This window comes from Pseudomonas sp. MWU12-2020 (assembly GCF_023100605.1).
Classification (GTDB): Bacteria; Pseudomonadota; Gammaproteobacteria; order Pseudomonadales; family Pseudomonadaceae; genus Aquipseudomonas; species Aquipseudomonas fluorescens_H.
Genome location: NZ_JALMEX010000011.1, coordinates 141,328 through 165,417, shown reverse-complemented (window position 1 = coordinate 165,417; position 24,090 = coordinate 141,328). Strand labels below are relative to the sequence as shown.

19 protein-coding genes are annotated in these 24,090 nt (G+C 62.5%); 9 read left to right on the top strand and 10 right to left on the bottom strand.

Annotated elements, in window-relative coordinates:
* Positions 1-47 precede the first annotated feature (47 nt).
* Complete coding sequence (locus M0814_RS22760; protein WP_103484018.1) at positions 48-677, top strand: LysE family translocator; 630 nt, start codon at positions 48-50, stop codon at positions 675-677.
* Here the strand turns inward: M0814_RS22760 and M0814_RS22755 are convergent.
* Genes M0814_RS22755 through M0814_RS22730 form a run of 6 tightly spaced genes read right to left on the bottom strand, consistent with a single transcriptional unit; the run spans position 674 to position 8,881 of the window.
* Positions 674-2,815 carry a hypothetical protein gene (locus M0814_RS22755; protein WP_103484017.1) on the bottom strand — a complete coding sequence of 714 codons (2,142 nt, stop codon included), beginning with the start codon at positions 2,813-2,815 and terminating at the stop codon, positions 674-676. The two genes, M0814_RS22760 and M0814_RS22755, sit on opposite strands and share 4 nt — an antisense overlap.
* Positions 2,802-3,995 carry a DUF3142 domain-containing protein gene (locus M0814_RS22750; RefSeq protein ID WP_103484016.1) on the bottom strand — a complete coding sequence of 398 codons (1,194 nt, stop codon included), beginning with the start codon at positions 3,993-3,995 and terminating at the stop codon, positions 2,802-2,804. Before M0814_RS22750 ends, M0814_RS22755 begins: the two co-directional genes overlap by 14 nt.
* Positions 3,996-4,042: 47 nt before the next feature.
* Positions 4,043-4,861 carry a class I SAM-dependent methyltransferase gene (locus M0814_RS22745; RefSeq protein WP_003229744.1) on the bottom strand — a complete coding sequence of 273 codons (819 nt, stop codon included), beginning with the start codon at positions 4,859-4,861 and terminating at the stop codon, positions 4,043-4,045.
* Positions 4,855-6,009 carry an acyltransferase gene (locus tag M0814_RS22740; protein ID WP_103484015.1) on the bottom strand — a complete coding sequence of 385 codons (1,155 nt, stop codon included), beginning with the start codon at positions 6,007-6,009 and terminating at the stop codon, positions 4,855-4,857. The genes M0814_RS22745 and M0814_RS22740 overlap by 7 nt, the downstream gene beginning before the upstream one ends.
* The gene (locus M0814_RS22735) at positions 6,006-7,310 is read right to left on the bottom strand and encodes a glycosyltransferase (protein WP_103484014.1); all 1,305 of its coding nucleotides are present in this window, start codon (positions 7,308-7,310) and stop codon (positions 6,006-6,008) included. Before M0814_RS22735 ends, M0814_RS22740 begins: the two co-directional genes overlap by 4 nt.
* A complete protein-coding gene (locus M0814_RS22730) occupies positions 7,304-8,881 on the bottom strand; it encodes a glycosyltransferase (RefSeq protein WP_247868528.1) in 1,578 nt (525 codons plus the stop codon). Before M0814_RS22730 ends, M0814_RS22735 begins: the two co-directional genes overlap by 7 nt.
* Positions 8,882-9,308: 427 nt before the next feature.
* On the opposite strand from M0814_RS22730, the gene M0814_RS22725 reads away from it, so the two are divergent.
* Genes M0814_RS22725 through M0814_RS22690 form a run of 8 tightly spaced genes read left to right on the top strand, consistent with a single transcriptional unit; the run spans position 9,309 to position 18,294 of the window.
* Positions 9,309-10,223: a GDP-mannose 4,6-dehydratase gene (locus M0814_RS22725; protein WP_003229752.1), complete on the top strand. Its 915-nt coding sequence runs from the start codon at positions 9,309-9,311 to the stop codon at positions 10,221-10,223.
* Positions 10,220-11,188 carry a GDP-mannose 4,6-dehydratase gene (gene gmd, locus M0814_RS22720; protein WP_003229754.1) on the top strand — a complete coding sequence of 323 codons (969 nt, stop codon included), beginning with the start codon at positions 10,220-10,222 and terminating at the stop codon, positions 11,186-11,188. The genes M0814_RS22725 and gmd overlap by 4 nt, the downstream gene beginning before the upstream one ends.
* Before the next feature lie 3 nt (positions 11,189-11,191).
* Positions 11,192-12,634, top strand: coding sequence for a mannose-1-phosphate guanylyltransferase/mannose-6-phosphate isomerase (locus M0814_RS22715; RefSeq protein ID WP_103484012.1), 1,443 nt, complete (start codon positions 11,192-11,194; stop codon positions 12,632-12,634).
* Positions 12,635-13,432 (top strand): ABC transporter permease, encoded by a 798-nt coding sequence (locus M0814_RS22710; RefSeq protein ID WP_003229757.1) that lies wholly within the window; start codon positions 12,635-12,637, stop codon positions 13,430-13,432.
* Complete coding sequence (locus M0814_RS22705; protein ID WP_103484011.1) at positions 13,432-14,685, top strand: ABC transporter ATP-binding protein; 1,254 nt, start codon at positions 13,432-13,434, stop codon at positions 14,683-14,685. Before M0814_RS22710 ends, M0814_RS22705 begins: the two co-directional genes overlap by 1 nt.
* Positions 14,682-16,049, top strand: a complete 1,368-nt coding sequence (locus M0814_RS22700) for a glycosyltransferase family 1 protein (RefSeq protein WP_103484010.1) — start codon at positions 14,682-14,684, stop codon at positions 16,047-16,049. Before M0814_RS22705 ends, M0814_RS22700 begins: the two co-directional genes overlap by 4 nt.
* Positions 16,033-17,163: a glycosyltransferase family 1 protein gene (locus M0814_RS22695; RefSeq protein ID WP_103484009.1), complete on the top strand. Its 1,131-nt coding sequence runs from the start codon at positions 16,033-16,035 to the stop codon at positions 17,161-17,163. Before M0814_RS22700 ends, M0814_RS22695 begins: the two co-directional genes overlap by 17 nt.
* The gene (locus M0814_RS22690) at positions 17,164-18,294 is read left to right on the top strand and encodes a glycosyltransferase family 4 protein (RefSeq protein WP_103484008.1); all 1,131 of its coding nucleotides are present in this window, start codon (positions 17,164-17,166) and stop codon (positions 18,292-18,294) included. It begins immediately after the preceding gene.
* Positions 18,295-18,434: 140 nt separating this feature from the next.
* Here the strand turns inward: M0814_RS22690 and M0814_RS22685 are convergent, their stop codons facing one another.
* The 4 genes from M0814_RS22685 to glmS form a co-directional block, all read right to left on the bottom strand.
* Positions 18,435-20,465, bottom strand: a complete 2,031-nt coding sequence (locus M0814_RS22685) for a pyridoxamine 5'-phosphate oxidase family protein (protein ID WP_103484007.1) — start codon at positions 20,463-20,465, stop codon at positions 18,435-18,437.
* A gap of 60 nt (positions 20,466-20,525) precedes the next feature.
* The gene (locus M0814_RS22680; protein WP_003229768.1) at positions 20,526-21,152 is read right to left on the bottom strand and encodes a glutathione S-transferase; all 627 of its coding nucleotides are present in this window, start codon (positions 21,150-21,152) and stop codon (positions 20,526-20,528) included.
* A 102-nt stretch (positions 21,153-21,254) separates the two neighbouring features.
* Entirely contained in the window at positions 21,255-22,181 is a 927-nt protein-coding gene (locus M0814_RS22675; protein WP_103484006.1) for a LysR family transcriptional regulator, read from the bottom strand.
* A 75-nt stretch (positions 22,182-22,256) separates the two neighbouring features.
* Positions 22,257-24,089: a glutamine--fructose-6-phosphate transaminase (isomerizing) gene (glmS, locus tag M0814_RS22670; RefSeq protein ID WP_103484005.1), complete on the bottom strand. Its 1,833-nt coding sequence runs from the start codon at positions 24,087-24,089 to the stop codon at positions 22,257-22,259.
* Position 24,090 lies beyond the last annotated feature (1 nt).

The following is a 24,090-nucleotide window of genomic DNA, read 5'->3' as shown; positions in this document are numbered from 1 at the left end:
TCGGCCATAGACTGAGCCGACCGAATCGACAACGAAAGGGCGGCAGCATGGCGGGTATGTGGATGTTTTTTCTGGCGCTGGCGGTGGTGTATCTGTTGCCTGGGCCGGACATGATCTTGCTGTTGCAAACCGGTGCCCGGCAGGGCCGCGGCGCCGCGCTGGCCACCGCGGTGGGCCTGGCGATTGCTCGGGGATGTCATGTCGCATTGGCGGCGTTGGGACTGGCGGCGCTGTTCAAAGCCGCGCCGTGGACGTTTGACGTGGTGCGTCTGGCCGGGGCGGCCTATCTGCTGTGGATCGGCATTCAATGCCTGCGCAGCACCTTGCTGCCGGACCTGAATGCCGCCGGTGTGACCGACGTCCACGGACAATGGCGTGAAGCGATCCGCCGTGGCTTGCTGACCAATCTGCTCAACCCCAAGGCGCTGCTGTTCTGCTCGGTGCTGCTTCCGCAATTTATCGTCGCCGACGGTGCCCCGGTGCTGACGCAGTTCGCCATCCTCGGCATGCTGCTGGTGGCTGCCGGGCTGCTGTTTGACTCGACCTACGCGCTGATCGGCGCCGCATTGGGCCGCTGGCTGCAACGCAGTCCCTCGGCCCAACGCTTGCAACAGTGGCTGTTCGGCAGCCTGTTGATCGGCTTCGCCCTGCGCCTGACGTTCGTGCAACAGGCCTAGTCTTTGCGCGCCGCCCGGCGTTGCCGACGAGTGATCAGGAACAACGCAACGCCGACCACCAGCACCGCCCCACCGATCTGCACCGGCCATTTGTAAGGGCGCAGTGCCGAGCGCGCGGCATCGGTGACCTGGGTGACGTAGCGCTTGTCGGCGTTTTCAAAGTCCGGGTACGGGCACTGATGACCGAAATCCACCGCCCACGGCACGTAAGCACCTTCCTTCACATAGCGTTCATAGAGATCGCTCTGTTCCTGCAGGCTGCTGTTCCAACCGGCGGCGTTGCACAACACGGCAGCAAACGCCTGACTGGTGTGCGGCAGGTTGTCGGCGGCACGACTGGCCAGCGCGGTGGCAACGAAGCGGTAGTGATAACGCTCGTCCGGCTTGGCTTCGCTGGCTTGCTGACGTTTGACTTCGTCTTCAGCCACCAGCGGCCCGACTTTCAGCGCGGCGTTTTCCAGGCTGTAGTTGCCGCCGAACGTGGCGTAATCCGGTGCCATCTCGTAACCGAGAATATCCATACCCCACTCGCGAGCCGTCCAGGCAGCGTTGTACAACGCACTGGCGCGTTTGGTCGGCCACCAGGCGCTGTCGGCTTTCAGCCGCTGCTGGCCGTAGAGTTTCGCTTTGTTTTGCAGGTCGGGATTGTCGAAGTAGCCGACCGCTTCTTCATAGCGCCCCTCACGCAACAGACGTCGGCCCAGCAGATTGCGCAGGCTGGCGGCAACCGGCAACTGCACATAGTTGTCGCGCTCCTGCTGGGTCAGCGGCGGTGGCGCCGGCACGTTGTCATCGACGTAGCGTTTCAGTTCATCGACCGTCAGCACCCGCTCGGCCACTGTCGCGGCGTCGAACCAATAGATGTTGTTGCTGCGGTACAACTGAACAAAGGCTTGCAGGTATTCACCGCGTTGCAGCGCCAGGATCGCGCTCTCGCCTTCGACCCGGCATTTGGGCTGAACGGTTTCAAAGTCCCAGTCCTGCGTGCGCCGATAGCCCCAATTCTCGGTCTGCGGAAAGGCCTGCGCGGCTTTGGAATAGGCGGCAGCCGCGGCATTTTTATCGCCGTCACGCACCGCCAGTTTGGCCCGCAACCACCACGCAAGGCCGCCGTCACCGGCGTGTTCGAGAAAGGCCTTGGCGTTGGTGTAATCGCCCTGTTGATAATTGACCGCCGCCAGCCGGTCGGCGTTGTCGAAGCTGCCGCGGGTGCTGTTCTGCAGGAGCTTGACCAGTTTCTTCTGGTTTGGCGGCTCATCGCCGAATGACCAGCCCTGACGACTGATCAACGAGGCGGTGACCAGTTGTTGCACCGAAGGGTGTTCGAGCAACTTCGCCAGTTGCTCCTCGGGCAACTGCGCCAGATCATTCATCAGCAGCTTGAGCGAGGTATTGCCCACCGCCGAACCGTGCAGGTTCTGCGCTTCATACAATTCGATGGCGCCGGCCCAATCGCCCGAGGTGCGCAGTACCCGCGCCTCTTCGCCGAGGCTGGCGACGCCCAGTTCCAACGGGTCACTGAAACCGTCGATGCTCAACTGCCGAGCCTGGCGGAAGGCATCCCGCGCCTGTTCCAGTGCATCGATGGCGTTGTTGGCCTCGGTACTTCTGGCCACCCACGCACGGCCCAGCGAGTACGCCGCCCAAGTGCTGCGCAACGGCCGTTGCTCAGCCGGCAACGCCAGCAACTGGCGGAAATACTCGGCCGCCAGTTGATAGTCGCCCGCGCCAAACGCCACGGCACCGGCCAGGTACAGGCGAATCTCCGCCGGCAGGCTGGCGCCCTGCACATCGACCTGATGCGCGTCGGTCAGGCTGCGCAGCTGTTTGACCAGCGCTTGCTGTTCGGTTGTGAGACCGGCCTGCTCGGCCTTGTCACGCTGATTCGCAGGCTCGGTCGGTTCAGCGTAAAAATCGTTGGGGTTGTAGGTCGCCGCGGTGACGTTCTTCAGCCCGGGGATGGCTTTGCCCAGGCGGCTGAGCTCAAAGTTGAAGTTGCCCTCCGGCAGCTCGGCCAGGGTCTGCCCGCGATTGTCGAGCAGGCGCATCGGGAAGTCCGGGCCGCAGGCCAGCGCCGAACCCAGCGGCAGGCTGAGGCTCAGGCAGAGCAGATGGCGGGGCCAGTTACGGGTCAACATGCGAACCTCCTTGATCAATAAATGCACAGCGCGCCCAACCGATGGCGCGTTGCCCGCCCGCCGGCAGACGACCGTCGCGCTGGCGGGTGAAGGTAAGCAGATCCGGGCCTTGTTGCAACGCATAACCGGCGAGCGCGTCGGCGCCTTCGCAATCGCGCGCCTTCACGCTGATGCGTGCGGGCCAGGCGTTGTCGAGGTTACCGCGGTTGTTGAGGGCGATGTCATAGAGGCCATTACTCTCGCTGAGCGTCAGGCTCAGTTGACTGCTCAATGCTTCGCCACGGGCGACGGCACGCAGCGTGCTCAGGCTCCAGGCGCGACGATCGTTGACCAGCGGCAGGCGAAACCAGATCAGACCGGCCAGATGCGCCGGGCGATCTTCACGCAACTCCTTGGCCAGTCGACTCAATTGCTGCGGATCGGCGAGCAATTCGCGCCGTTGTCCGCCGCGCTCAAGTGGCACTTCGCTTTCCACCACCGGGGCGCCGTCAGCATCGGGCAACAGCGCCACCCCGTAGGCCGGCAGTGCCAGATAAAACGGTTTGTCGGTTACCCGCCCCCAAGCCTCGGCCCAGCGCCGCGCCTGCTCGGGGTCGAACAGACCGCGACGCGGATCGCTGACCGCATGCACCTGCAGCACACTACTGTCGACAGTTGCCAGCAGCGCCGGCAGTTGCGGACTGTCGAGCCAGGCCGGCAACGCGGTGATGCTCAGCGGCAGGCTGGCCGGCAATGCGCCGCGCAGATGGAGAAGGAATTCGGTATAGGCCGGCAGACGCGCATTCCCGGCGTCGTGATCGATCTCGATGCCGCTCAGGGTCAGCCCCTGCCCTTGCCAGTCTGCCAGCATCTGGAGGATCTGTGCCGTGACTTGTTGCTCGTCGAGCGCCTTGAGCTGGCCGTCAAGCCGGATCACCGCAATCAACGGCCGAGCATCCCGTTTGAGCAACGCCGGATCGATGCGCGCGCGGCTCCATCCGGCATTCGGAAAGGCCTGCAACGCCAGCACCCGCAGCGTCGAAAAGTCGCCGCGACTGTCTTTCAGTGCAAGCTCATGAGCCGGCGTCCAATGCCGCTGCCAGACGTAGAGCTGCTGATCGAGCGGCGCTGCATCCTGTCGTTCACAGGCGCAGAGCAACAACACAGCCAGCATGGCCGACAAGCCGACGATAACGCGCATACCTTGCAGATCCCTGAGACATCAGGCTGCAAGGTTACACAAACCGCTCAAGGCTTGCGGGCAATGATCACCTGACTTTTCGCCACCACCGCATCCAGCGCCTGCTTGATCTGCGCGCCGCGTGGCGAGTCGAGCACGGTTTGCCAGGTGTTGGCCCAATGCTCGAGCAACGGGTGATCCGGGTTACTGAAATCGACCTTGGCCTCCCAGAACAGCAGCATCCACATCGACCAGTAAAAGCCGTACTGGCTGTGGCTGATAATCTCCAGCCCGGCATCGCTGACCATTGCCTTGAACTGTTCTTCACTGATGATGCGAATGTGATTGGGCTTCTGGAAATACTCCGGCGAGGCAATGTCCTTCTGCAGGTCTTCGGAACTGGGGTGCGGCACACTCAGCAGATACAACGCGCCCGGCTTGCCGACGCGCACCAGCTCGGCGAGAAATTGCGCCGGATCGTCGACGTGTTCAATCACTTCGGTGGACACTACCCGAGTGGCGGTGGCGTCGGCGATCGGTAGCGGGTTGCAGTCGGTGACATGGCATTCGATCTCACGCGCCGGCGTATCGCTCAGGCGCTGGCGAGTAGCCTCGACCTTGGCACCGTCGATGTCGGCAATGATGATCTTCGCCCCACGCATGCCGCAAAAGTACACGTTGCCGCCGTCCCCGCACCCCACATCAAGCAGGATGTCGTCCGCACTCACCCGGAACCCGGTGAACAGCTCGTCGGTCTCCTGGTTGAACCAGCCGCTGAGCTTCGCGTCGTAAAGGCCGAGCATGTACGGGTCGACTTTGTCCGCAGCAGACGGCGCGGGGACCGGCGCAGGCGACGCTGCCCTGAGTTTCTTCAAAAGGCTCAGCATGAGGTGGCTCCAGAGGATGGGACGGCGGTTCGCGAAGTATCGAGGCGACGCACCAGCGCAGCGCCGCGATTGCGCATCGGCATTTCGATAAAGCGGTAATTGAGTTCACTGAGCAGCACGATCAGGCCGAACGCCAGCAGGATGGTCAGTACAGGGTGCCCGGCCGGGTTCGGCAGACCGGCGCTTTGCAAGCGGAAGATCAGCTCGCGGACCAGCAGATAGGCCGGAATATGGATCAGGTAGATGCCGTAGGACCGACTGCCGATCCACGCCATCAACCGTTGCAGACCACCGGCCGGCAGCATGTAATCGCGGTTGTACGAGGCGATCCACACCAGCAGCGCGCTGAGCACGGCAATCGAGCCGATGCGGTAAGAGGCGAAGGTGAAACGGTCGGTGGCCATGTAGCTCAGCAACAGTGCCAGCAAAATCAGCGTCGATACGCCGGCCCATGGCCGCTGCAGGAACGTCGGCTGCCAGCGCTGATAACCCGGCTGCACGCTCCACATCGCCAGCAACACGCCGAGGGCCAGCGCATCGGTACGCACCACCATCAGCATTGGCGTGCGCAGGGTGAACAATTGCACCGCCACCAGCGCAAGCAATACCCAGACCAGGTGTTTGCGGCACACCAGAATCAGCAGCGGGAACAACAGGTAGAACTGCTCCTCCAGCGCCAGGCTCCAGTAGACGAAGCTGCTGCCGTATTCGTAGTTAAAGAAACTGTCGGCAAAGCGGAAGTTCGCGTACTGCAACACCCCGGCCAATGTCGCCTGCAAGTTGGCGTACAGGGTGCCGAACGCCCCGGAACGGTTGAGAAACACGCACGCCAGCAGTATCAACGCCAGCCACAACCACGCCGACGGCAACAGACGAAAGACCCGTCGCAACCAGAAGTTACGCGTCTGCGCCCAGTATTCCTGCCGGGTCGTACAAGCTCGCAGCGCCGGGATCAGGCTGCGGGCGATAACGAATCCGGAGATCGCGAAAAACAGATCGACGCCCCACCACGACTGCGCCCAGGCGTGAATGTTTCCCAGCAGAGGCACCGGGTCGGTGAACAGGCTGCCCTGCAAATGATGAAACAGCACACCAAGCACCGCGATTGCCCGCAGCACTTCGATGTCCATGATCCGTTTGCTGCTCATGCCCCGGAAATCTCTACATGGGCGGCAGGCAGGCGGTCGAACAACTGCGTCAAAAACATTTGTAAACGCTGCTCGGCCACTGACTGACTGCAGAAACCCTGCAGGCTGTTAATCGCTTGCGCTGCCATCTGCGCATACCGTTGCGGATCGTGTCTGGCCACCTCGTAGCTGGCGCGATAGGCCACGCACAACGACGCCCAGTTGGTCACGTAGCGCAAGGTGCGGAAAGCACTGCGCGGGTCGTGCGGCCAGGCAGTGAGTTCATCGGTGGAGTCGATCAGGAACGCATTGTCGGCGCTCAGGTAATCGATCATCGCCGTGGTGCGCGGGGCGACCGCCGGTTTGCCGCAGGACATGAACTCCATCAGCGGCAGGCACTGGCCTTCGCCGTAAGAGGTGTTGACCACGTAGCGGGTCGCCTGCACCAGTCGTTCGTAATCGGCATCCGCCAGATAGCCATAGATCAGCACGATGCGGCAGCGATAGGACTGGTTCTTGTACAGGTGATGGAGGATGTCGCTCATCGCCAGTTCGGCATCATGGTGGGTGAGCTTGAGCACCAGCGTCGCGTCATCGTTGTCGCGGAACGTCACGCAAAATGCGCTGAGCATGTCTTGCCAGTTCTTGCGCCCGTCGCCGGGGTTGAACACCGAGGTGTAGACCACGCCGTCGAGCAGCAACTCCTGCTCGGTCACCGGGGCCGCAAAATCAATGCCGACGCCGCTGCGCAGTTGCAGCGGAGCGTACGCGTTCAGGTCGAGCTGGCGACTGTCGGCCACCAGGCCCTTGATCTTCAGGCGCAGCGGGCCCGCCTGCGGCTCACGTGGCAACTGCGCACCGCGTGCGGCAAAACGATCCCACACCGGCGCCGGCACCGCGACAATCGGGTAATCAGCCCCCATCGCCTCGCGCACGGCATTGACCGTGTAGCTGGAATGAGTGATCGCCGCACCGCAGGCGCGCAGCACGGTGCGCCAATCGTTGCGCGGCTCACCGGCAAACGGCTCGTCGGGGATGGTGCTGAATTCCCAGGCGAACACCGGCAGCGTCGGGCACGCCAGGTTCAGCGGCGTGCGGTGCGGCGGCGAGAACGACAAGAACACGCACGGCTCGCCCCGGGCGGCGCACTCCCGATAGAGCGCGTCGACTTCGGTCTGCGGATCGAGCACTTCCACCACCCGCCCGAGCCGCTCGAGTACCGGGCGGTATTCCTTGAGCACGAAGTAATAGCTGTACTCCGAGCGTCCCAGGTTCTGCGCGATGGTGTGCTGGTTGGTTTCCGAATAAATGATGATCAGCATGAGGCGTTATCCGTCACTGACACAGCCTGCGGCGTGTGTGCAACCAGCCCGAAGAAGTCCGCCATACGTTGCTGCACGGGCGCGAAAGCGCAGTATTGGTGCATGCGCTCGACCGCGGCCGTGGACATGCGCCGATAATCCTGCGGCTGAGCCTTGGCCATCCGATAACTGCTTTCGTAGGCGTTTTTCAGTGAACCCCAGTCCGGCCGGTGGCGCAGCGTGCGATAGATGAGGCGGCTGTCCTGCGGCCAGATGGTCAGTTCCTCGCTGGACTCGACCACGAACGCCACCGAATCGTCGATATAGTCTTCCATCGCAGTGTGATCCGGCGCGATCACCGGCTTACCGCTGGACATGAACTCCATCAACGGCAGGCACAGGCCTTCACAGCGCGAGGCGTTGACGTAAAAACTGGCGGCTTCGTAAAGCCGCGCATATTGCCCGTCGTCGAGGTAACCGTGCAGCACCAGCACCCGGCAGGCGAACGGCGACAACTGCGCAAGCAGGGTCATCAATTCGCTGTAGTAGGACGTCAGATCGTTATGGGTAATCTTGAGCACCAGCGTAGCGTCGGGCTTGTCGCGAAAGGCCCAGCAGAAAGCGGTGACGATGTGGTGCCAGTTCTTGCGGCCGTCCCTGGGGTTGAACACGCTGACGTAGACCACGCCATCGACACGGGTTTCGACAACCGATGAGGTGTCCGGCAAATCCAGAGGCGCAGGTTCGATGACCGGCACGGCGGGGGCGCCGGCGATGTTCGGCAAACGCTGTTCGAGCCAGGCATGCGCCTTGTCTGACAGCAGATCGCGCACACCTTCCCAGTACCAGTGATGCAGAAACTTCACGCGTGGCACCGCCGGTACTTGCTCGCGGCCTGAATCCAGAACCCACAGACGCAGGTAGTGGCGGGCAATCACAAAGCGCCGCTTGAGAGTCAGCGGTGGCGGACGCGCAGCCTCGATTTCGGCGGCCAGCGCTGCCTCTTCCTCGGCAGTCGGCGGTATCGGAATCAGCGCGTCGGCAGACAAGCCCAGCGTGCGGCTATCGAACACGCAGCCCTTGATCGCCAGCGTTGTGCCGGGATTGACCGGCTCACTGACGTGACGTGCGCGGATGGCAGCGAAGTTTTCCCACAGTGGCGTCGGCAGTACCAGCACCGGGAAGTCATCCCCCATGGCCCGGCGGATCGCCCGCGCAGTATGGCTCGACAACGTGATGACCCGGCCCTGACGTGCGAGCATCTGCGTCCAGTCCTGGCGCGGGTCATTGTCCCATTGCTCATCGGGGATCGAGTCGAACTCCCAGGCCACCACGCAGACGGTCGGGCATTCAAGGTCGGTCGGGGTTTTCTGCGGCGGGGTGAAGGAGAGAAACAGGCTGTCTTCGCCGGCCGCGCGCAATTGGCGGTACAGCGGATCGACGTCGGCGCTGGAGGACACCACATGCACCCGCCCAAGGCTTTCCAGCACCGGACGATAGGCCTTGAGCACGAAGTAATAACTGTATTCGGGACGCCCGAGACTCTGGCTGATGGAGCTGTCGTTGACGTCCGAGTAAAGAATGAAATTCATGGCATCCCACGATGAAGTCGCCATCCCGGCCGCTTCAATCCATGACGGCCAAGCGCTGGATCGTGGTCGGCATGCCGGCACTCGTCCTGCGTCTTCGGGCCCGTCTTTGTTCTTGTTTTAGTGGTCGGTTGCAGCCGGGATTGCAGTAACGCTGGACAACACCGGGAGAACGCGACGAGGGGCATTCTAAACACATCCGTCGGGGATTCGCGAACCACCCGGCGAGAATAAATCAGGCTACTCTGACGAGAACTGACCAGTCACGGTTTGGCCTGTTGAAATTGCTGCGTAATTGGCACAGATTGGCAACCAAACAACTACAACAATGACTTCGCCCGATGTCCGACCGGTATTTACCAGCGTTCTGACAGACACGCCCATAGAGGCTGTGGGAAATGGCGAAGATTCAAGACCAAGGGGTCGCGGTTTGAAAAAGCGTCTGTTCGTCACGGGGCTGGGTGGATTCGTGGGGCAACATATCCAGTCGCGTCTGGCGTCGCCTGATTCGACATGGCAGCTGCTGCCTGGCGCATCGCCCTACGACCTCACGGTGCCGGACAGTCTCGTCGACCTGTGGCCACAATTGCCCGACGCGGTGATTCATCTGGCCGGCCAGACGTTTGTTCCCGAAGCCTTCCGCGACCCGGCCCGCACCCTCGAGATCAATCTGCTCGGCACCCTCAATCTGTTACAGGCCCTCAAGGCTCGCGGTTTTGCCGGCACGTTCCTGTACGTCAGCTCCGGCGATGTCTACGGCCAGGTCGCCGAGTCCGCCCTGCCGATCACCGAACAACAACCGCCCTGCCCGCGCAATCCCTACGCGGTGAGCAAACTGTCGGCAGAATTTCTCAGCCTGCAATGGGGCTTGAGCGAAAGCTGGCCGGTGCTGGTGGCGCGGCCGTTCAACCACATCGGCAGCGGGCAGAAAGACAGCTTTGTCATCGCCAGCGCTGCGCGCCAGATCAACCGCATCAAACAGGGCCTGCAAGCCCCGCAACTGGAGGTCGGCGACATTGACGTCACGCGGGACTTCCTCGATGTCGGCGATGTGCTCTCGGCTTATTTCGCACTGCTGGAAAAAGGCACGCCGGGGCAGGTTTACAACATCTGCTCGGGCCGCGAGCAGAGCATCCGCAGTCTGATCGAACAGCTGAGCGATCTGGCGCAGGTCCAGGTGCAACTGGTTCAGGATCCGGCACGCATGCGTCGTGCCGATCAGCGTCGCGTTTGCGGCAGTCACGCACGACTGACCCAAACCACAGGATGGACGCCTGAAATCACAACACAACAATCCCTGCGGGCGATCCTGTCCGACTGGGAGCAGCGAGTACAACAAGAATGAAAAGTGCATTGATCACAGGGATCACCGGTCAGGACGGCGCCTATCTGGCCAGACTGTTGCTCGACAAGGGTTACAAGGTTCACGGCCTGGTTGCTCGGCGCAGCAGCGATTCGCGCTGGCGCCTGCGCGAGATGGGCGTCGAAGCCGACATCGAGTACCTCGATGGCGACATGGCTGACGCCTGCTCGGTGCAGCGCGCAGTCATCAAGTCAGCCCCGGACGAGGTCTACAACCTTGCCGCGCAAAGCTTTGTCGCCGCGTCCTGGAATCAACCGGTGACCACCGGCATCGTCGATGGCCTGGGCGTGACCCACCTGCTCGAAGCGATCCGCCAGTTCAGCCCGCACACGCGTTTCTATCAGGCCTCCACCAGCGAAATGTTCGGCCTGATCCAGGCCGAGCAACAGGACGAGAACACCCCGTTCTACCCGCGCAGCCCCTACGGCGTGGCCAAGCTCTATGGCCACTGGATCACCGTCAACTACCGCGAAAGCTTCGACCTGCACGCCAGCAGCGGCATCCTCTTCAACCACGAGTCGCCGCTGCGCGGCATCGAGTTCGTCACCCGCAAGGTCACCGACGCCGCGGCCCGCATCAAGCAGGGCAAGCAGCAGGAACTGGCCCTGGGCAACATCGACGCCAAACGCGACTGGGGTTTTGCCGGTGACTACGTCGAAGCCATGTGGCTGATGCTGCAACAGGACAAGCCTGACGATTTCGTGGTCGCCACCGGCGTCACCACCACCGTGCGCGAAATGTGCCGCATCGCCTTCGATCACGTCGGTCTGAACTACCGCGACTACGTGAAGATCGACCCGGCGTTCTTCCGCCCGGCCGAAGTCGAAGTGCTGCTCGGCAACCCGGCCAAGGCTCAGCGCGTACTGGGCTGGAAGCCGAAAACCGATCTGGACACCTTGATCCGCATGATGATGGATGCGGACATGAAACGCGTCGCCAAGGAGTAGGTCATGCTGATCCCCGTGATTCTGTCCGGCGGTGCCGGTACTCGTTTGTGGCCGGTGTCCCGCGAGGGCCATCCCAAGCCGTTCATGACCCTGCCCGACGGCCAGTCGCTGCTCGGCAAGACCTACCAGCGGGCGGCAGCATTGCTCGACGGCTGGGGCGACATCGTCACGGTGACCAACCGCGAGTACTACTTCCAGAGCAAGGATCACTATTGCGCCGCCCATGTGTCGCGCCATCGCGGGCACTTTCTGCTGGAGCCGACCGGGCGCAACACCGCCCCGGCGATTGCCGCAGCGGCCCTGTCACTGCAGGCGCTGCACGGCGACAACGCAATCATGGTGGTGATGCCCGCCGACCATTTGATCGTTAATCAGGAAGCGCTCAAGAGCGCCGTCGAACACGCGGTCAACCTGGCGAAGGACGGTTATCTGGTGACCTTCGGTGTGCTGCCGACTGCCCCGGAAACCGGCTTCGGCTACATCGAGACCGGCGCGCCACTGGACGCCAAAGGCGCGGCAAAAGTGCAGCGTTTCGTGGAAAAACCCGATCTGCAGACCGCCACGCATTACCTGGAAAGCGGCAACTTCCTGTGGAACTCGGGCATGTTCTGTTTCACCACCGCGACCGTGATCAACGAGCTGCAACGGCATGCCCCGGAGCTGCTGGAACAGACCCGCGCGTGCATGGACGCCAGCGCCCCGGTGGAAACCGTCGGCTGCCTGCAGCAGGAACTGTCACCGGCGTTGTTCGCCGAAATCACCGACATCTCCATCGACTACGCCTTGATGGAGCGCTCGGAAAAAGTCGTGGTGGTGCCCGCCGGTTTCGACTGGAGCGACATCGGTTCCTGGGGCGCCGTGGCCGCACTGGTGCCGGCCGATACCGACAACAATCGCGCCAGTGGCGAAGCGGTCTTCATCGACAGCCACAACAACTTCGTGCAGAGCGAAGGCCGGCTGGTGGCCGCCGTCGGTGTGGATAACCTGATCATCGTCGACACCGCCGACGCCGTGCTGGTGGCCCACGCTGACCGCGCCCAGGATGTGCGGCGTGTCGCCAAGCAGCTCAAGGACAAATCCCACGAAGCCTACCGCCTGCACCGCACCGTCAGCCGGCCATGGGGCACCTACACCGTGCTCGAGGAAGGTCCGCGCTTCAAGATCAAGCGAATCGTGGTCAAGCCCGGCGGCAAGCTGTCGCTGCAAATGCACCATCACCGCAACGAACACTGGGTCGTGGTCGAAGGTATGGCCAAGGTCACCAACAACGGCACGGGCACCCATCTGGTGGCCAAGAACGAATCGACGTTCATCGCCGCCGGACACCGGCATCGCCTGGAAAACCCTGGCGTGATCGACCTGGTGATCATCGAAGTGCAAAGCGGCGAATACCTGGGTGAAGACGATATCGTGCGCTTCGAAGACCAATACGGCAGGACGGATTGAATGCTGCTTTCCCTTTACCGCTCGCTGCACAGCTACCGGGGTTTCATCCTCGGCAGCGTGCAGCGGGAGTTTCAAGCGCGGTACCGCAACTCACTGTTCGGCGCTCTGTGGCCGATCTTCAATCCGCTGTCGATGATCATCGTCTACACCGTGATCTTCTCGCACATCATGCGCGCGCGCCTGCCGGGTGTGGACGACAGCATGGCCTACAGCGTCTATCTCTGCGCCGGGTTGCTGGCCTGGGGAATGTTTTCGGAAATCACCCTGCGCAGCCAGACCATGTTTCTGGACAACGCCAACCTGCTGAAGAAAATCAGCTTCCCGCGTATCTGCCTGCCGGTGATCGTGCTGATCAACGCCGGGATCAATTTCGCGATCATCATCGCCCTGTTTCTGGGTTTCCTGCTGGTCACCGGGCGCTGGCCGGGCATGGCGCTGCTGGCGCTGATTCCGCTGATCGCGCTGCAAATGATGTTCTGCGCCGGGCTGGGAATGATTCTTGGCGTGTTGAACGTGTTCTTCCGTGATGTCGGCCAGCTCTTCGCCATCTGCCTGCAGTTCTGGTTCTGGCTGACGCCGATTGTTTACCCGATCACGATCCTGCCAGAGTGGGTCCAGCGTCTGTTGCAGCTCAACCCGCTGACCAGCCTTATCGGCAGCTATCAGAACCTGTTCCTGTATGGGCAATGGCCGGTCTGGAGTTCGCTGCTACCGGCGTTCATCGCCGCCGTGCTGATGTGTCTGATCGGCCTGCGCCTGTTTCGCCAGCGCGTCGGCGAAATGGTGGATGAACTCTGATGGGGCATATTCGCGTTACAGGCCTGGGCAAGGCCTATAAACAGTACCCGACGCGCTGGAGTCGCCTGGCGGAATGGCTGATACCTCTTTCACCCGTTCGTCACCATCAGCACTGGGTACTGCAGGATGTCGCGTTCGAGATCGCGCCCGGCGAGGCGGTGGGGATCGTCGGCGCCAACGGTGCGGGCAAGAGCACGTTGCTGAAGATGATCACCGGCACCACTCAGCCCACGTGCGGCAAGATCGAAATCGAAGGTCGCGTGGCCGCACTGCTGGAGCTGGGCATGGGCTTTCACCCGGACTTTACCGGTCGCCAGAACGCGTTCATGGCCGGGCAGTTGCTGGGCCTGCAGGTCAGCGAGATCGAAGCGCTGATGCCGGACATCGAACACTTCGCGGAAATCGGCGAAGCCATCGACCATCCGGTCCGCACCTACTCCAGCGGCATGCAAATGCGCCTGGCGTTCAGCGTCGCCACCGCGCGGCGCCCGGACATTCTGATCGTCGACGAGGCCCTGTCGGTGGGTGACGCCTACTTCCAGCACAAGAGCTTCGAACGCATCCGCAGCTTCCGCAAGGCCGGGACCACTTTGCTGATCGTCTCCCATGATCGCTCGGCCATCCAGTCGATCTGCGATTCGGCCATCCTGCTCAAGGATGGGCACATGGCCCTGTACGACAAGCCGGAAGTGGTGCTCGACTATTACAACGCCCTGATGGCCGAACGCGAAGGGCAGATCGTGCGTCAGGAAATGCTCGCCGGCGGCGAGGTGCAGACCGTGTCCGGCACCGGCGAGGCAGGCATTCTGAGCGTGCGCCTGCTGGACGAACACGATCGCGCCATCGACGCTGCCGAGGTCGGCCAGCCAGTGGTACTGGAAGTTCAGGTGGAGGTTCGGCGCGACATTGAACGACTGGTGCTCGGCTTCATCCTCAAGGATCGTCTGGGCCAGATGATGTATGGCATCAACACCCATCGTCTGAACAAGGCTCTGACTGACCTGCATGCCGGCGAACGCTTCACTTACCGCTTTGCCTTCGTCATGGGCCTGGGCAAGGGTAACTATTCCGTATCGCTGAGCCTGTCACGCCTGGACTCGCACCTGGACCGCAACTTCGAATGGCGCGATTACGGCCTGGTGTTTCATGTGATCAACAACCGCCAGGAAGATTTCGTCGGCTGTTCCTGGCTCAACGCCAAGACCTCGATCACCCGCCATAGCGAGGCAGAGCTGACCGAGCGTGCACCATGACCCGGCTGCTGGTGGAGTGCACCCACGTCTTCAAGCACCCGGCGATCAACTCCGGTATTCAACGAGTGGTGCGTAACGTCATCAAGCAACTGCCCGAGCGGGTGGGTGATGTCGAGTGCCTGCCGGTGATTTCGCTCAGGGGCCAGCTCTATCGGGTCACACGCCTGGCCCCGCTGGACGCGCCGTTGCTCAACGCCGTTGCGACCTTTGGCGAGCGGCTGGAACGCCTCGCCCACCGATTCTGGCAGTGGCACCAGCGCCTTGATCCACGCTGTCCGTCGAAATTCACCCGACGCGTTCTGTACGTCGCTTACCGACTGACCTCCTTCGGCTTGTTTGGTTGTCCGCTACGCCTGATCAGACTGATGAACCGCAAGCAACTGCTCCAGCGCTGCACGCCACTGCAACATCAGCCTGGCGACCAGTTGGTGCTGCTGGATTCATCCTGGCATTCGGACTTTTTTCCCCACGCCGAACAACTCAAGCGTGACGGGGTGGGTATCGTCGCCGTGATCTACGACCTGATCCCGCTGACCCACCCGCAGTTCTACGACACGCGGCTGGTGCAGGTCTTCAGCGCATGGTTCGACTGGATCACCCGCACCGCCGATGGCTACATGGCGATTTCCGCAACGGTGCGCGATCAGCTGCGCGCCGAACTGCAGCGACGGGTCGGCCCGGCACGCACCGACAGACTCTGGTTCGATTATTTCCATCTCGGTTCCGAACTGGATCTGCACAGCGCCAGGGCTACGGTCGAACCGCGCCTGCAACAACTGTTCAGTACACCGGAGCCCGTGTTCCTGATGGTCAGCACCATCGAACCGCGCAAAAACCACACGTACTTGCTCGATGCCTTCGAGCGGGCCTGGGCCGCCGGCTGCACGGCGCGGCTGTGCATCGCCGGACGCATCGGCTGGAAGTGCGACGCTCTGCTCGCCCGGGTGCACAATCATCCCGAACTGAATCGCCGCCTGTTCATGTTCAACGAGTTGAGCGACACCAGCCTCGAACATGCCTACGCCCACGCCAGTGCACTGGTGTTCCCCTCGTTTGTCGAAGGTTTTGGCCTGCCACTGGTAGAAGCCATGCAGCGCGGCTTGCCGGCGATGGGCAGCGACATCGCGGTGTTCCGCGAAATCGGCGGCGAGTTCATGGCCTACTTCGATTTGCAGGATCCGCAAAGCCTCGCCGACTTGATCATCCGGTTCCAGCAAAGCGGTCAGTTCCCCGCTGCCCGCAATGTGGCTGACTGGCGCTGGATCGGCTGGCGCGAGGCCAGCGCCCAATTGACCGAACGCACCGCACACAACGTCCTGAAAGCGCCATCGGCGCCAGCGAGGCCGTATGCGCATTGCCCTTAACGCCCGGATTCTGCAGGCTCCGCGCACCGGCATCGGCCATTACGTCGCCGAACTGGTTCGCGCCTTGCGCAGCACCACCGATGTCGAAGTGGCGCTGTTCCACGGCTGGGGCTGGAGTTCGGCGCTGCCGGAAGCGGCGATGCCCGGCTATTCGCGCCTGACGCCGCTGCTACGGCAGATCCCCGGCGCCTATCAGGCGCGGCGCTGGCTGGAGCAGAAACGCTTCGATCAGGGCCGCACGCAAGGCATCGACCTGTATCACGAGCCGAGCCTGTGGCCGCTGGCCTTCGATGGCCCGACCGTGATCACCCTGCACGACCTGACCCACCTGCACTTTCCTGATTCGCAACCGGCGGCGCGTCTCAAGGAAATCGAACGGCGCCTGGCTGCTGGCGTGCAACAGGCGCAACGGATCGTGACCGACTCGCAGGCGATTGCCGACGAGGCGCAGGCTTATTTTGGTCTGCCGGCCGAGCGTTTCGTGGTGGCGCCACTGGGTGTGGCCGAGCGCTTCCACCCACGGGAACCACACGCCATCGAAGCGGTGCTCAAAGCGCATGCCGTTGCCGCGCGAGAATATTTTTTGTGTGTCGGCACCCTGGAACCGCGCAAGAACCTGAGTCTGGCCCTGCGTGCCCACGCCTTGCTGCCGGATACCGTACGCCAGCGCTTTCCGCTGCTGATCGTCGGCATGGCCGGCTGGCAACAGGCCCAGTTCAGCGACGAACTGCGCCAGGCCCTGGCCTCAGGGCACGTTTGCCTGCTCGGCTATCTGCCGGATGAACACGTCGCCCAACTGCTGGCCGGCGCCCGGGCGCTGGTGTTTCCATCACTGTATGAAGGTTTCGGTCTGCCGGTACTGGAAGCAATGGCCAGCGGCACCCCGGTGATCCTCACCCGATCTTCAGCCATGCCGGAAGTTGCCGGCGCGGCAGGCAACTACATTGAACCTGACGATGCACACGGCTTGCGCGATGCGCTGAATCGCCTGATCGACGATCAAGCGCATTGGCAGGCCTGCCGAGAAGCCGGACTGCACCGGACGCGGCTTTTTTCCTGGGTACGTTGCGCACAGGCCACCGCCGGTGCCTACCGCCAGGCCATGGGAGGCTGAATGCGAGTTCTTCACTTTTTCAAAACCTACTTGCCTGACTCGGTCGGCGGCATCGAACAGGTGATCTTCCAGCTGTGCGAAAGCGGCGCGCATCATGGCATCGACGGTCAGGTGCTGACCCTCAGCGCCGATCCGACCCCGCCCGTGGTGCAACTCGGTCAACATGAAGTGCATCGCGCCAGACTCGACATCCAGTTCGCCTCCACCGGTTTTTCCTGGAGCGTGTTCAAACAGTTTCGCGAGCTGGCCGCCGAAGCCGATGTGGTCAACTACCACTTCCCCTGGCCGTTCATGGACCTGGTGCACTTCGCCAGCGGCATGAACAAGCCGAGCGTGGTGACCTACCACTCGGACATCATCCGCCAGAAGCATCTGCTCAAACTTTACCGACCGCTGATGAACCGCTTCCTCGCCAGCGCCGACCGGATTGTCGCGGCATCGCCGAACTACCTGCACACCAGCGACGTGTTGCAGCAGTTCCAGGACAAGACCCGGGTGATTCCGTACGGCTTGAACAAGGCCGGTTATCCACAGGCGGACAGCGAACGCATGAATCGCTGGCGCCAGCAGCTTGGGGATAAGTTTTTCCTGTTCGTCGGGGTCATGCGTTATTACAAGGGCCTGCACATCCTGCTCGATGCCTTGAAGGACGTGGACTATCCGGTGGTAATTGTCGGCGCCGGGCCGCTGGAACTGGAGCTGCATGCCCAGGCCGCTGCGCTAGGCCTGCGCAATATCCACTTCCTCGGACGTCTGGGCGATGAAGACAAGGTCGCCCTGCTGCAACTGAGCTACGCCATCGTGTTCCCGTCGCACCTGCGCTCCGAAGCGTTCGGCATTTCGCTGCTTGAGGGCGCGATGTATGGCAAACCGATGATCTCAAGTGAAATCGGTACCGGCACCAGCTACATCAATATCCACAATGAAACCGGCCTGGTGGTTCCCCCGAGCAATCCACTGGCGTTTCGCGAGGCGATGCGCACCTTGTGGGAAAACCCGGAGCGCGCGGCAGCCATGGGCATCAAGGCCGAGGCGCGTTACCGGCAGCTGTTCACCGCCGACGAGATGGCCCGCAAGTGGACCGAACTGTATCAGGAGCTGCTGGAAGAGAAAGACCTGTCCTACGCCTGACCCGTTGCGAAACACATCCCCTGTGGGAGCGGGCTTGCTCGCGAAGGCGGTCTTTCAGTAAACAATCATGTCGACTGACCTGACGCCTTCGCGAGCAAGCCCGCTCCCACAGGGGGGTTGTCGTGATTTCAAATGAGCCGTCAGAGATCCAGCACCAGCGGCTGTTCACTCAGCGCCGGCACCGCGCAGCAAATCAGCACCTGCCCCGCTTCCGGCATGTCTGCCGGGGGCTGTGGATAATTCACCGCGCCACTGACCAACCGCGTCTTGCAGGTGCCGCACGAACCTCCACGGCAACTGAACTCGGGGCGCAGGCCACGGCTTTCCGCCAGCTCCAGCAGACTGCCGCCGTCCGGCTGCCAGCGCGCCTCTTTGGCCGAGCGTTCGAACACTACCGGTATCGAAGTGATGGCGGCCGGCGGCTGCTCGATGACCACGGCATCCGGGTCCGGTTGGCGCTTGAGCGTTGAAGGGCCGAAGGTTTCGGCATGGATCCGCGCATCGCGAACATCGAGGTCGCGCAGGCTGTCGTAGACGCTTTGGGTAAAAGCGCCGGGGCCACAGACCGCAAAATCGATCTGGTCGTAATCCTCGACGTCCAGCAGATCGCGCAGCACCGCAGCGTCGATGCGCCCGCGCAGATCGAAATCTTCGCCCTCCTGCAGATCGGCCTCCGGCTGACTGAGCAGGCGCACCACCCGCACTGCATCGCCAGCATTTTCCAGCAAGCGATCGAGTTCCTGACGAAACGGTTGATCAGCCAGGCTGCGCGAACTCTGCAGCAGCCACGTCGGCCGGATCCTGCGGGTGCGCAGGCCTTGATAAATCACCTCGCGCAGCATCGACAGCAATGGCGTGATACCAACCCCCGCTGCCAACAACACCAGCGGTCGTTGCTCCAGCGGCGCCACCGTGAAGTGCCCCTGTGGCGCCCGCGCCTCGAGGATATCGCCGACCCGGATCTGCTGATGCAAATGGCCTGAGACCAGGCCCTCGCGTTTCACACTGATACGCAGGAAATCATCCGATGGCGCACTCGACAGGCTGTAAGTGCGGATAGGCGTTTCATCACCCAGCTTGAAGCGCAGCGGCAGATGCTGGCCGGCCTGAAACACCGGCATCCCCGCGCCATCGTCCGGTTGCAGATAAATCGAGCGGATGTGCTGGCTCTCCCTTTCGATGCGGGTCACCCGCAGCGGCCGCCAGCGGTCACCCAGTGCCTTGGCCTGCAAGCGTGCATCGGCCTGGGCCCAGGTGCCGGTCAACAGGCTGGTGGGCGACATGCCATCGAAGCGCCAGCGCAAGGCCAGCGCCGCCGGACGCCACACCCGTTGCTCCACCTCGAATGTCCACAGGCGTTCAGCGCCTTGAAAGGCTTCGATCTGCGGCCCTTCCAGAATGATCTCGGTACGCCCGCTCAGTTGCAGCAGATCGCCTGTGGAAAAGTCGATGAACAGCAGTCCCGCACGGGGGTTGAGCAACAGATTACCGAGGGTGTTGAAGTGCAGATTGCCGGCAAAATCCGGGATGGTCAGGCGGTTCCCCTCGACCCGGACGAAACCCGGCTGACCGCCACGATGGGAAACATCCACCGCACGCTGCCCGTCGACCTCGACGTAACTGGCGACGAAGAAGGTGTCGGCGCCTTCGATCATGGCCCGGGCCGCGTCATCGAGACCATTGCCATGCTGCGCTGGCCGCGTCTGCGGATCACTCAGCGGCACGCGCTGGAACTGGCGCAGTTGAATGTATTGCGGACAGTTGCCGAACGACTGATCCACCGTCACCGCGAAACCGCTGGCGTCGAGGTTGCCGACGCGACCGTTGAGACGATTGCGCCGCCGGGTGTGCAGCTCGATGCCGAGCAAACCGATGGCGGCGCCGTCGTGCAACTGCGCCGGATCATCGGCCGCCGGCAGGCTGGACAATTGCAGGTGCTGCGGATCGGGCGAACCGGCAAACCCCGGCGCGCCTTCGAGCACGCTGGCCCATGGACGCTCCTCGGCATCGACCGCGCCGTACAGCATGAACGGTAATTGTGCATAGAACGCGCGGTGTTGATCCGGCATCCAGTCGCGAATCACCTTGCGGCCGAAGGTTTCCATGCGTTCGGCAACGCCGACATGGGCCTGCAGTTGCTGCTCGCCAGCGTGCCACGGTGAACGTTCCATCACGCATCTCCCCGCGCCGCTGGCGCACTGTGGATAACTTGATCAGATCGGGCCGAACCCTCAGGCAGTCTTCTGCAGACCGGCGACGGTACGCGGCATGCCGACAAAACCGGGCAAGGCTTCGACACGCGCCAGCCAGGCACGCACGTTGGCGTAGTCATCCAGTGACACGTTGCCTTCCGGCGCATGGGCGATGTAGCTGTAGGCGGATACATCAGCGATGGTCGGCTCGCTGCCGGCGAGGTACGGGGTCTTGCCCAGTTCCAGCTCCATCACCTTGAGCAGGTTGTGCGCGCGGGTGATCAGTTCCTCGGCATTCAGTTGCGCGCCGAACACCGTGACCAGGCGTGCTGCCGCCGGGCCAAAGGCAATCGGCCCCGCCGCCACCGACAACCAGCGCTGGACCCGCGCAGCGCCCAGCGGATCGGTGGGCAGCCAACGGCCATTGCCGTACTTGAGCGCCAGATACACCAGAATCGCGTTGGAATCGGCCAGCACCACGCCGCCATCGTCGATCGCCGGCACCTGGCCAAAACTGTTGATCGCCAGATACGGCGCCTGCTTGTGCTCACCCTTGGCCAGATCGACCAGGATCAGTTCAGTCGGCAGTTGCAGCAGGGACAGCATCAGCTCCACCCGATGGGCGTGGCCGGAACGCGGGAAGTTGTAGAGTTTGATCGCTTGCATGGTCGACTCCGCTGGAGGTGGCGCCGTTCGGGATGGCAGCGCCGATGGAGGCCATCTTCCACCCATCCTCAAAGCAATAGAATCACCAGCAATCGCAATCGATTATTTCACTGGATGAAACAACGCCGCGTTCTGCAGCGCCGGATGCTCACGCAGGGCCTTCACCGCATAGTCGACAAAACTGCGCACCCGCGCCGGCGCCTTGCGGCCGCCCTGATACACCACGTGGATCGGCAGCGGCGGCAGTTCGAAGTCGGCGAGGACGATTTCCAGCTCACCTGACGCCACCTTGCCGGCAACTTGATAGGACAACACCCGGGTCAGCCCCAACCCCAGGCAGGCCGCGGCAATCGCCGCCTGATTGGCGGTGACCACCAGCCTCGGCTCGGGCCGCACGCTGATCGCTTCGCCCTGGTCCACAAACGGCCAACTGCGCAACTGGCCGATGGACGAAGTCGCCACCACCGGCGCGCCGGCCAGCGCCTGCGGATGCTCGGGACGACCGTGCTGGGCCAGATAGGCCGGCGAAGCACAGATCACCCGCCGCACCTCGCCGACACGGATCGCGTGCTGATTGCTGTCCGGCAACTCACCGATGCGCACCGCGACATCAATGCCCTCCTCGACCATGCTCACCACCCGATCGACCAACAGCGCATTGATCGAAACGTCCGGGTACTGCGTCAGATAACCGGCCATCAGTGGTGTGACGAACAACTCGCCGAACAACACCGGCGCCGTCACCGTCAATTGCCCACGGGGCTGGGCGTGACTGCCGGCCGCCGAATCCTCGGCTTCCTGCACCTCGACGAGAATTCTCCGACAGTCTTCCAGATAACGCTGACCGGCCTCGCTGAGGTGCACATTGCGCGTGGTACGAATCAGCAACTGCGTACCGATGCGCTGCTCCAGCGCCGCCACCGCCCGGGTGACACTGGCGGCGGACAAACCCAGACGTCGCGCCGCTGCCGAGAAGCCCTGCTCCTGGGCCACCGTGGCGAAGATCTGCATTTCCTGGAAGCGGTCCATGGATGTCCTCGAATCAGATACAAAAATCGCAGCCGAGGCTGCGATTTTTGCGGGTCAATGTCAGCTGTGGATAACTTATTCCACCGTCACCGACTTGGCCAGGTTGCGCGGCTGGTCGACGTCGGTGCCCTTGAGCACGGCGACGTAGTAGGACAACAACTGCAGCGGGATGGTGTAGAGGATCGGCGAGAGGATGTCGTGGATGTGCGGCATCTGCACCACGTGGGTGCCTTCGCCGTTGGTCATCCCGGCTTTCTCGTCGGCGAACACGATCAGTTCACCGCCACGGGCACGGACTTCCTGCAGGTTGGACTTGAGCTTCTCCAGCAGTTCGTTGTTCGGCGCCACCGTGACCACTGGCATGTCGTTATCCACAAGCGCCAACGGACCGTGTTTCAGCTCGCCAGCAGGATAGGCTTCGGCGTGGATGTAGGAGATTTCCTTGAGCTTCAGGGCGCCCTCCATCGCCACCGGGAATTGCGCGCCACGGCCGAGGAACAGGGTGTGTTTCTTTTCGGCGAACAGTTCGGCGATCTTTTCCACAGTACTGTCCATCGCCAGCGCTTCGCCCAGACGAGTCGGCAAGCGACGCAGCTCTTCCACCAACGTGGCTTCGACGTCTTTGCCCAAGGTTCCGCGCACCTGACCCAGGGACAGGGTCAGCAATAGCAGTCCGACCAGTTGCGTGGTGAACGCTTTGGTCGAGGCCACGCCGATTTCGCGACCGGCCTGGGTCAGCAGAGTCAGGTCGGACTCACGCACCAGCGAGCTGATGCCGACGTTGCAGATTGCCAGGCTGGCGAGGAAGCCTAGCTCTTTGGCATTGCGCAGCGCGGCCAGGGTGTCGGCGGTTTCGCCGGACTGCGAGATGGTCACGAACAGGGTGTCTGGCTGCACCACCACCTTGCGGTAGCGGAATTCGCTGGCGACTTCGACCTGGCACGGAATACCGGCCAGTTCTTCGAGCCAGTAACGCGCAACCATGCCGGCGTGATAGCTGGTACCGCAGGCGACGATCTGCACGTTGCGCACTTTGGCGAACAGCTCGGCGGCTTGTGGACCAAAAGCCTGCACCAGCACCTGGTTCGGGCTCAGACGACCTTCGAGGGTGCGCTGTACCACAGACGGTTGCTCATGGATTTCCTTGAGCATGTAGTGACGGAATTCGCCCTTGTCGGCGGCTTCGGCGCCATCGCTGTATTGCACGGTCTGGCGCTCGACGGTTTTGCCATCAACGTCCCAGATCTGCACGCTATCGCGGCGAATTTCGGCGATATCACCTTCTTCCAGGTACATGAAGCGGTCAGTGACCTGGCGCAGGGCCAACTGGTCGGAAGCGAGGAAATTCTCGCCCAGGCCCAGGCCGATCACCAACGGGCTGCCACTGCGTGCGACAACCAGGCGATCCGGTTGCTGTGCATTGATCACGGCCAGACCGTAGGCACCGTGCAGTTCCTTGACCGTGGCTTTGAGCGCGACGGTCAGGTCAGGCTGCTCCTTGAGTTTGTGGTTCAGCAGGTGAGCGATGACTTCGGTGTCGGTGTCCGAAGTGAACACGTAACCCAGCGCTTTCAGTTGCTCACGCAGGGCTTCGTGGTTTTCGATGATGCCGTTGTGCACCACGGCGATATCGCCGGAAAAATGCGGGTGCGCGTTACGCTCGCACGGTGCACCGTGGGTGGCCCAACGGGTGTGGGCGATACCGAGACGGCCAACCAGCGGCTGTGCGGCCAGCGCTGTTTCCAGTTCGCTGACCTTGCCCGGACGACGCATGCGCTCAAGCTTTTCATCGTTGGTAAAAACCGCCACGCCGGCGCTGTCATAGCCGCGGTATTCAAGGCGCTTGAGGCCTTCGAGCAGGATGGCGGTGATATTACGTTCAGCAACTGCGCCGACAATTCCACACATG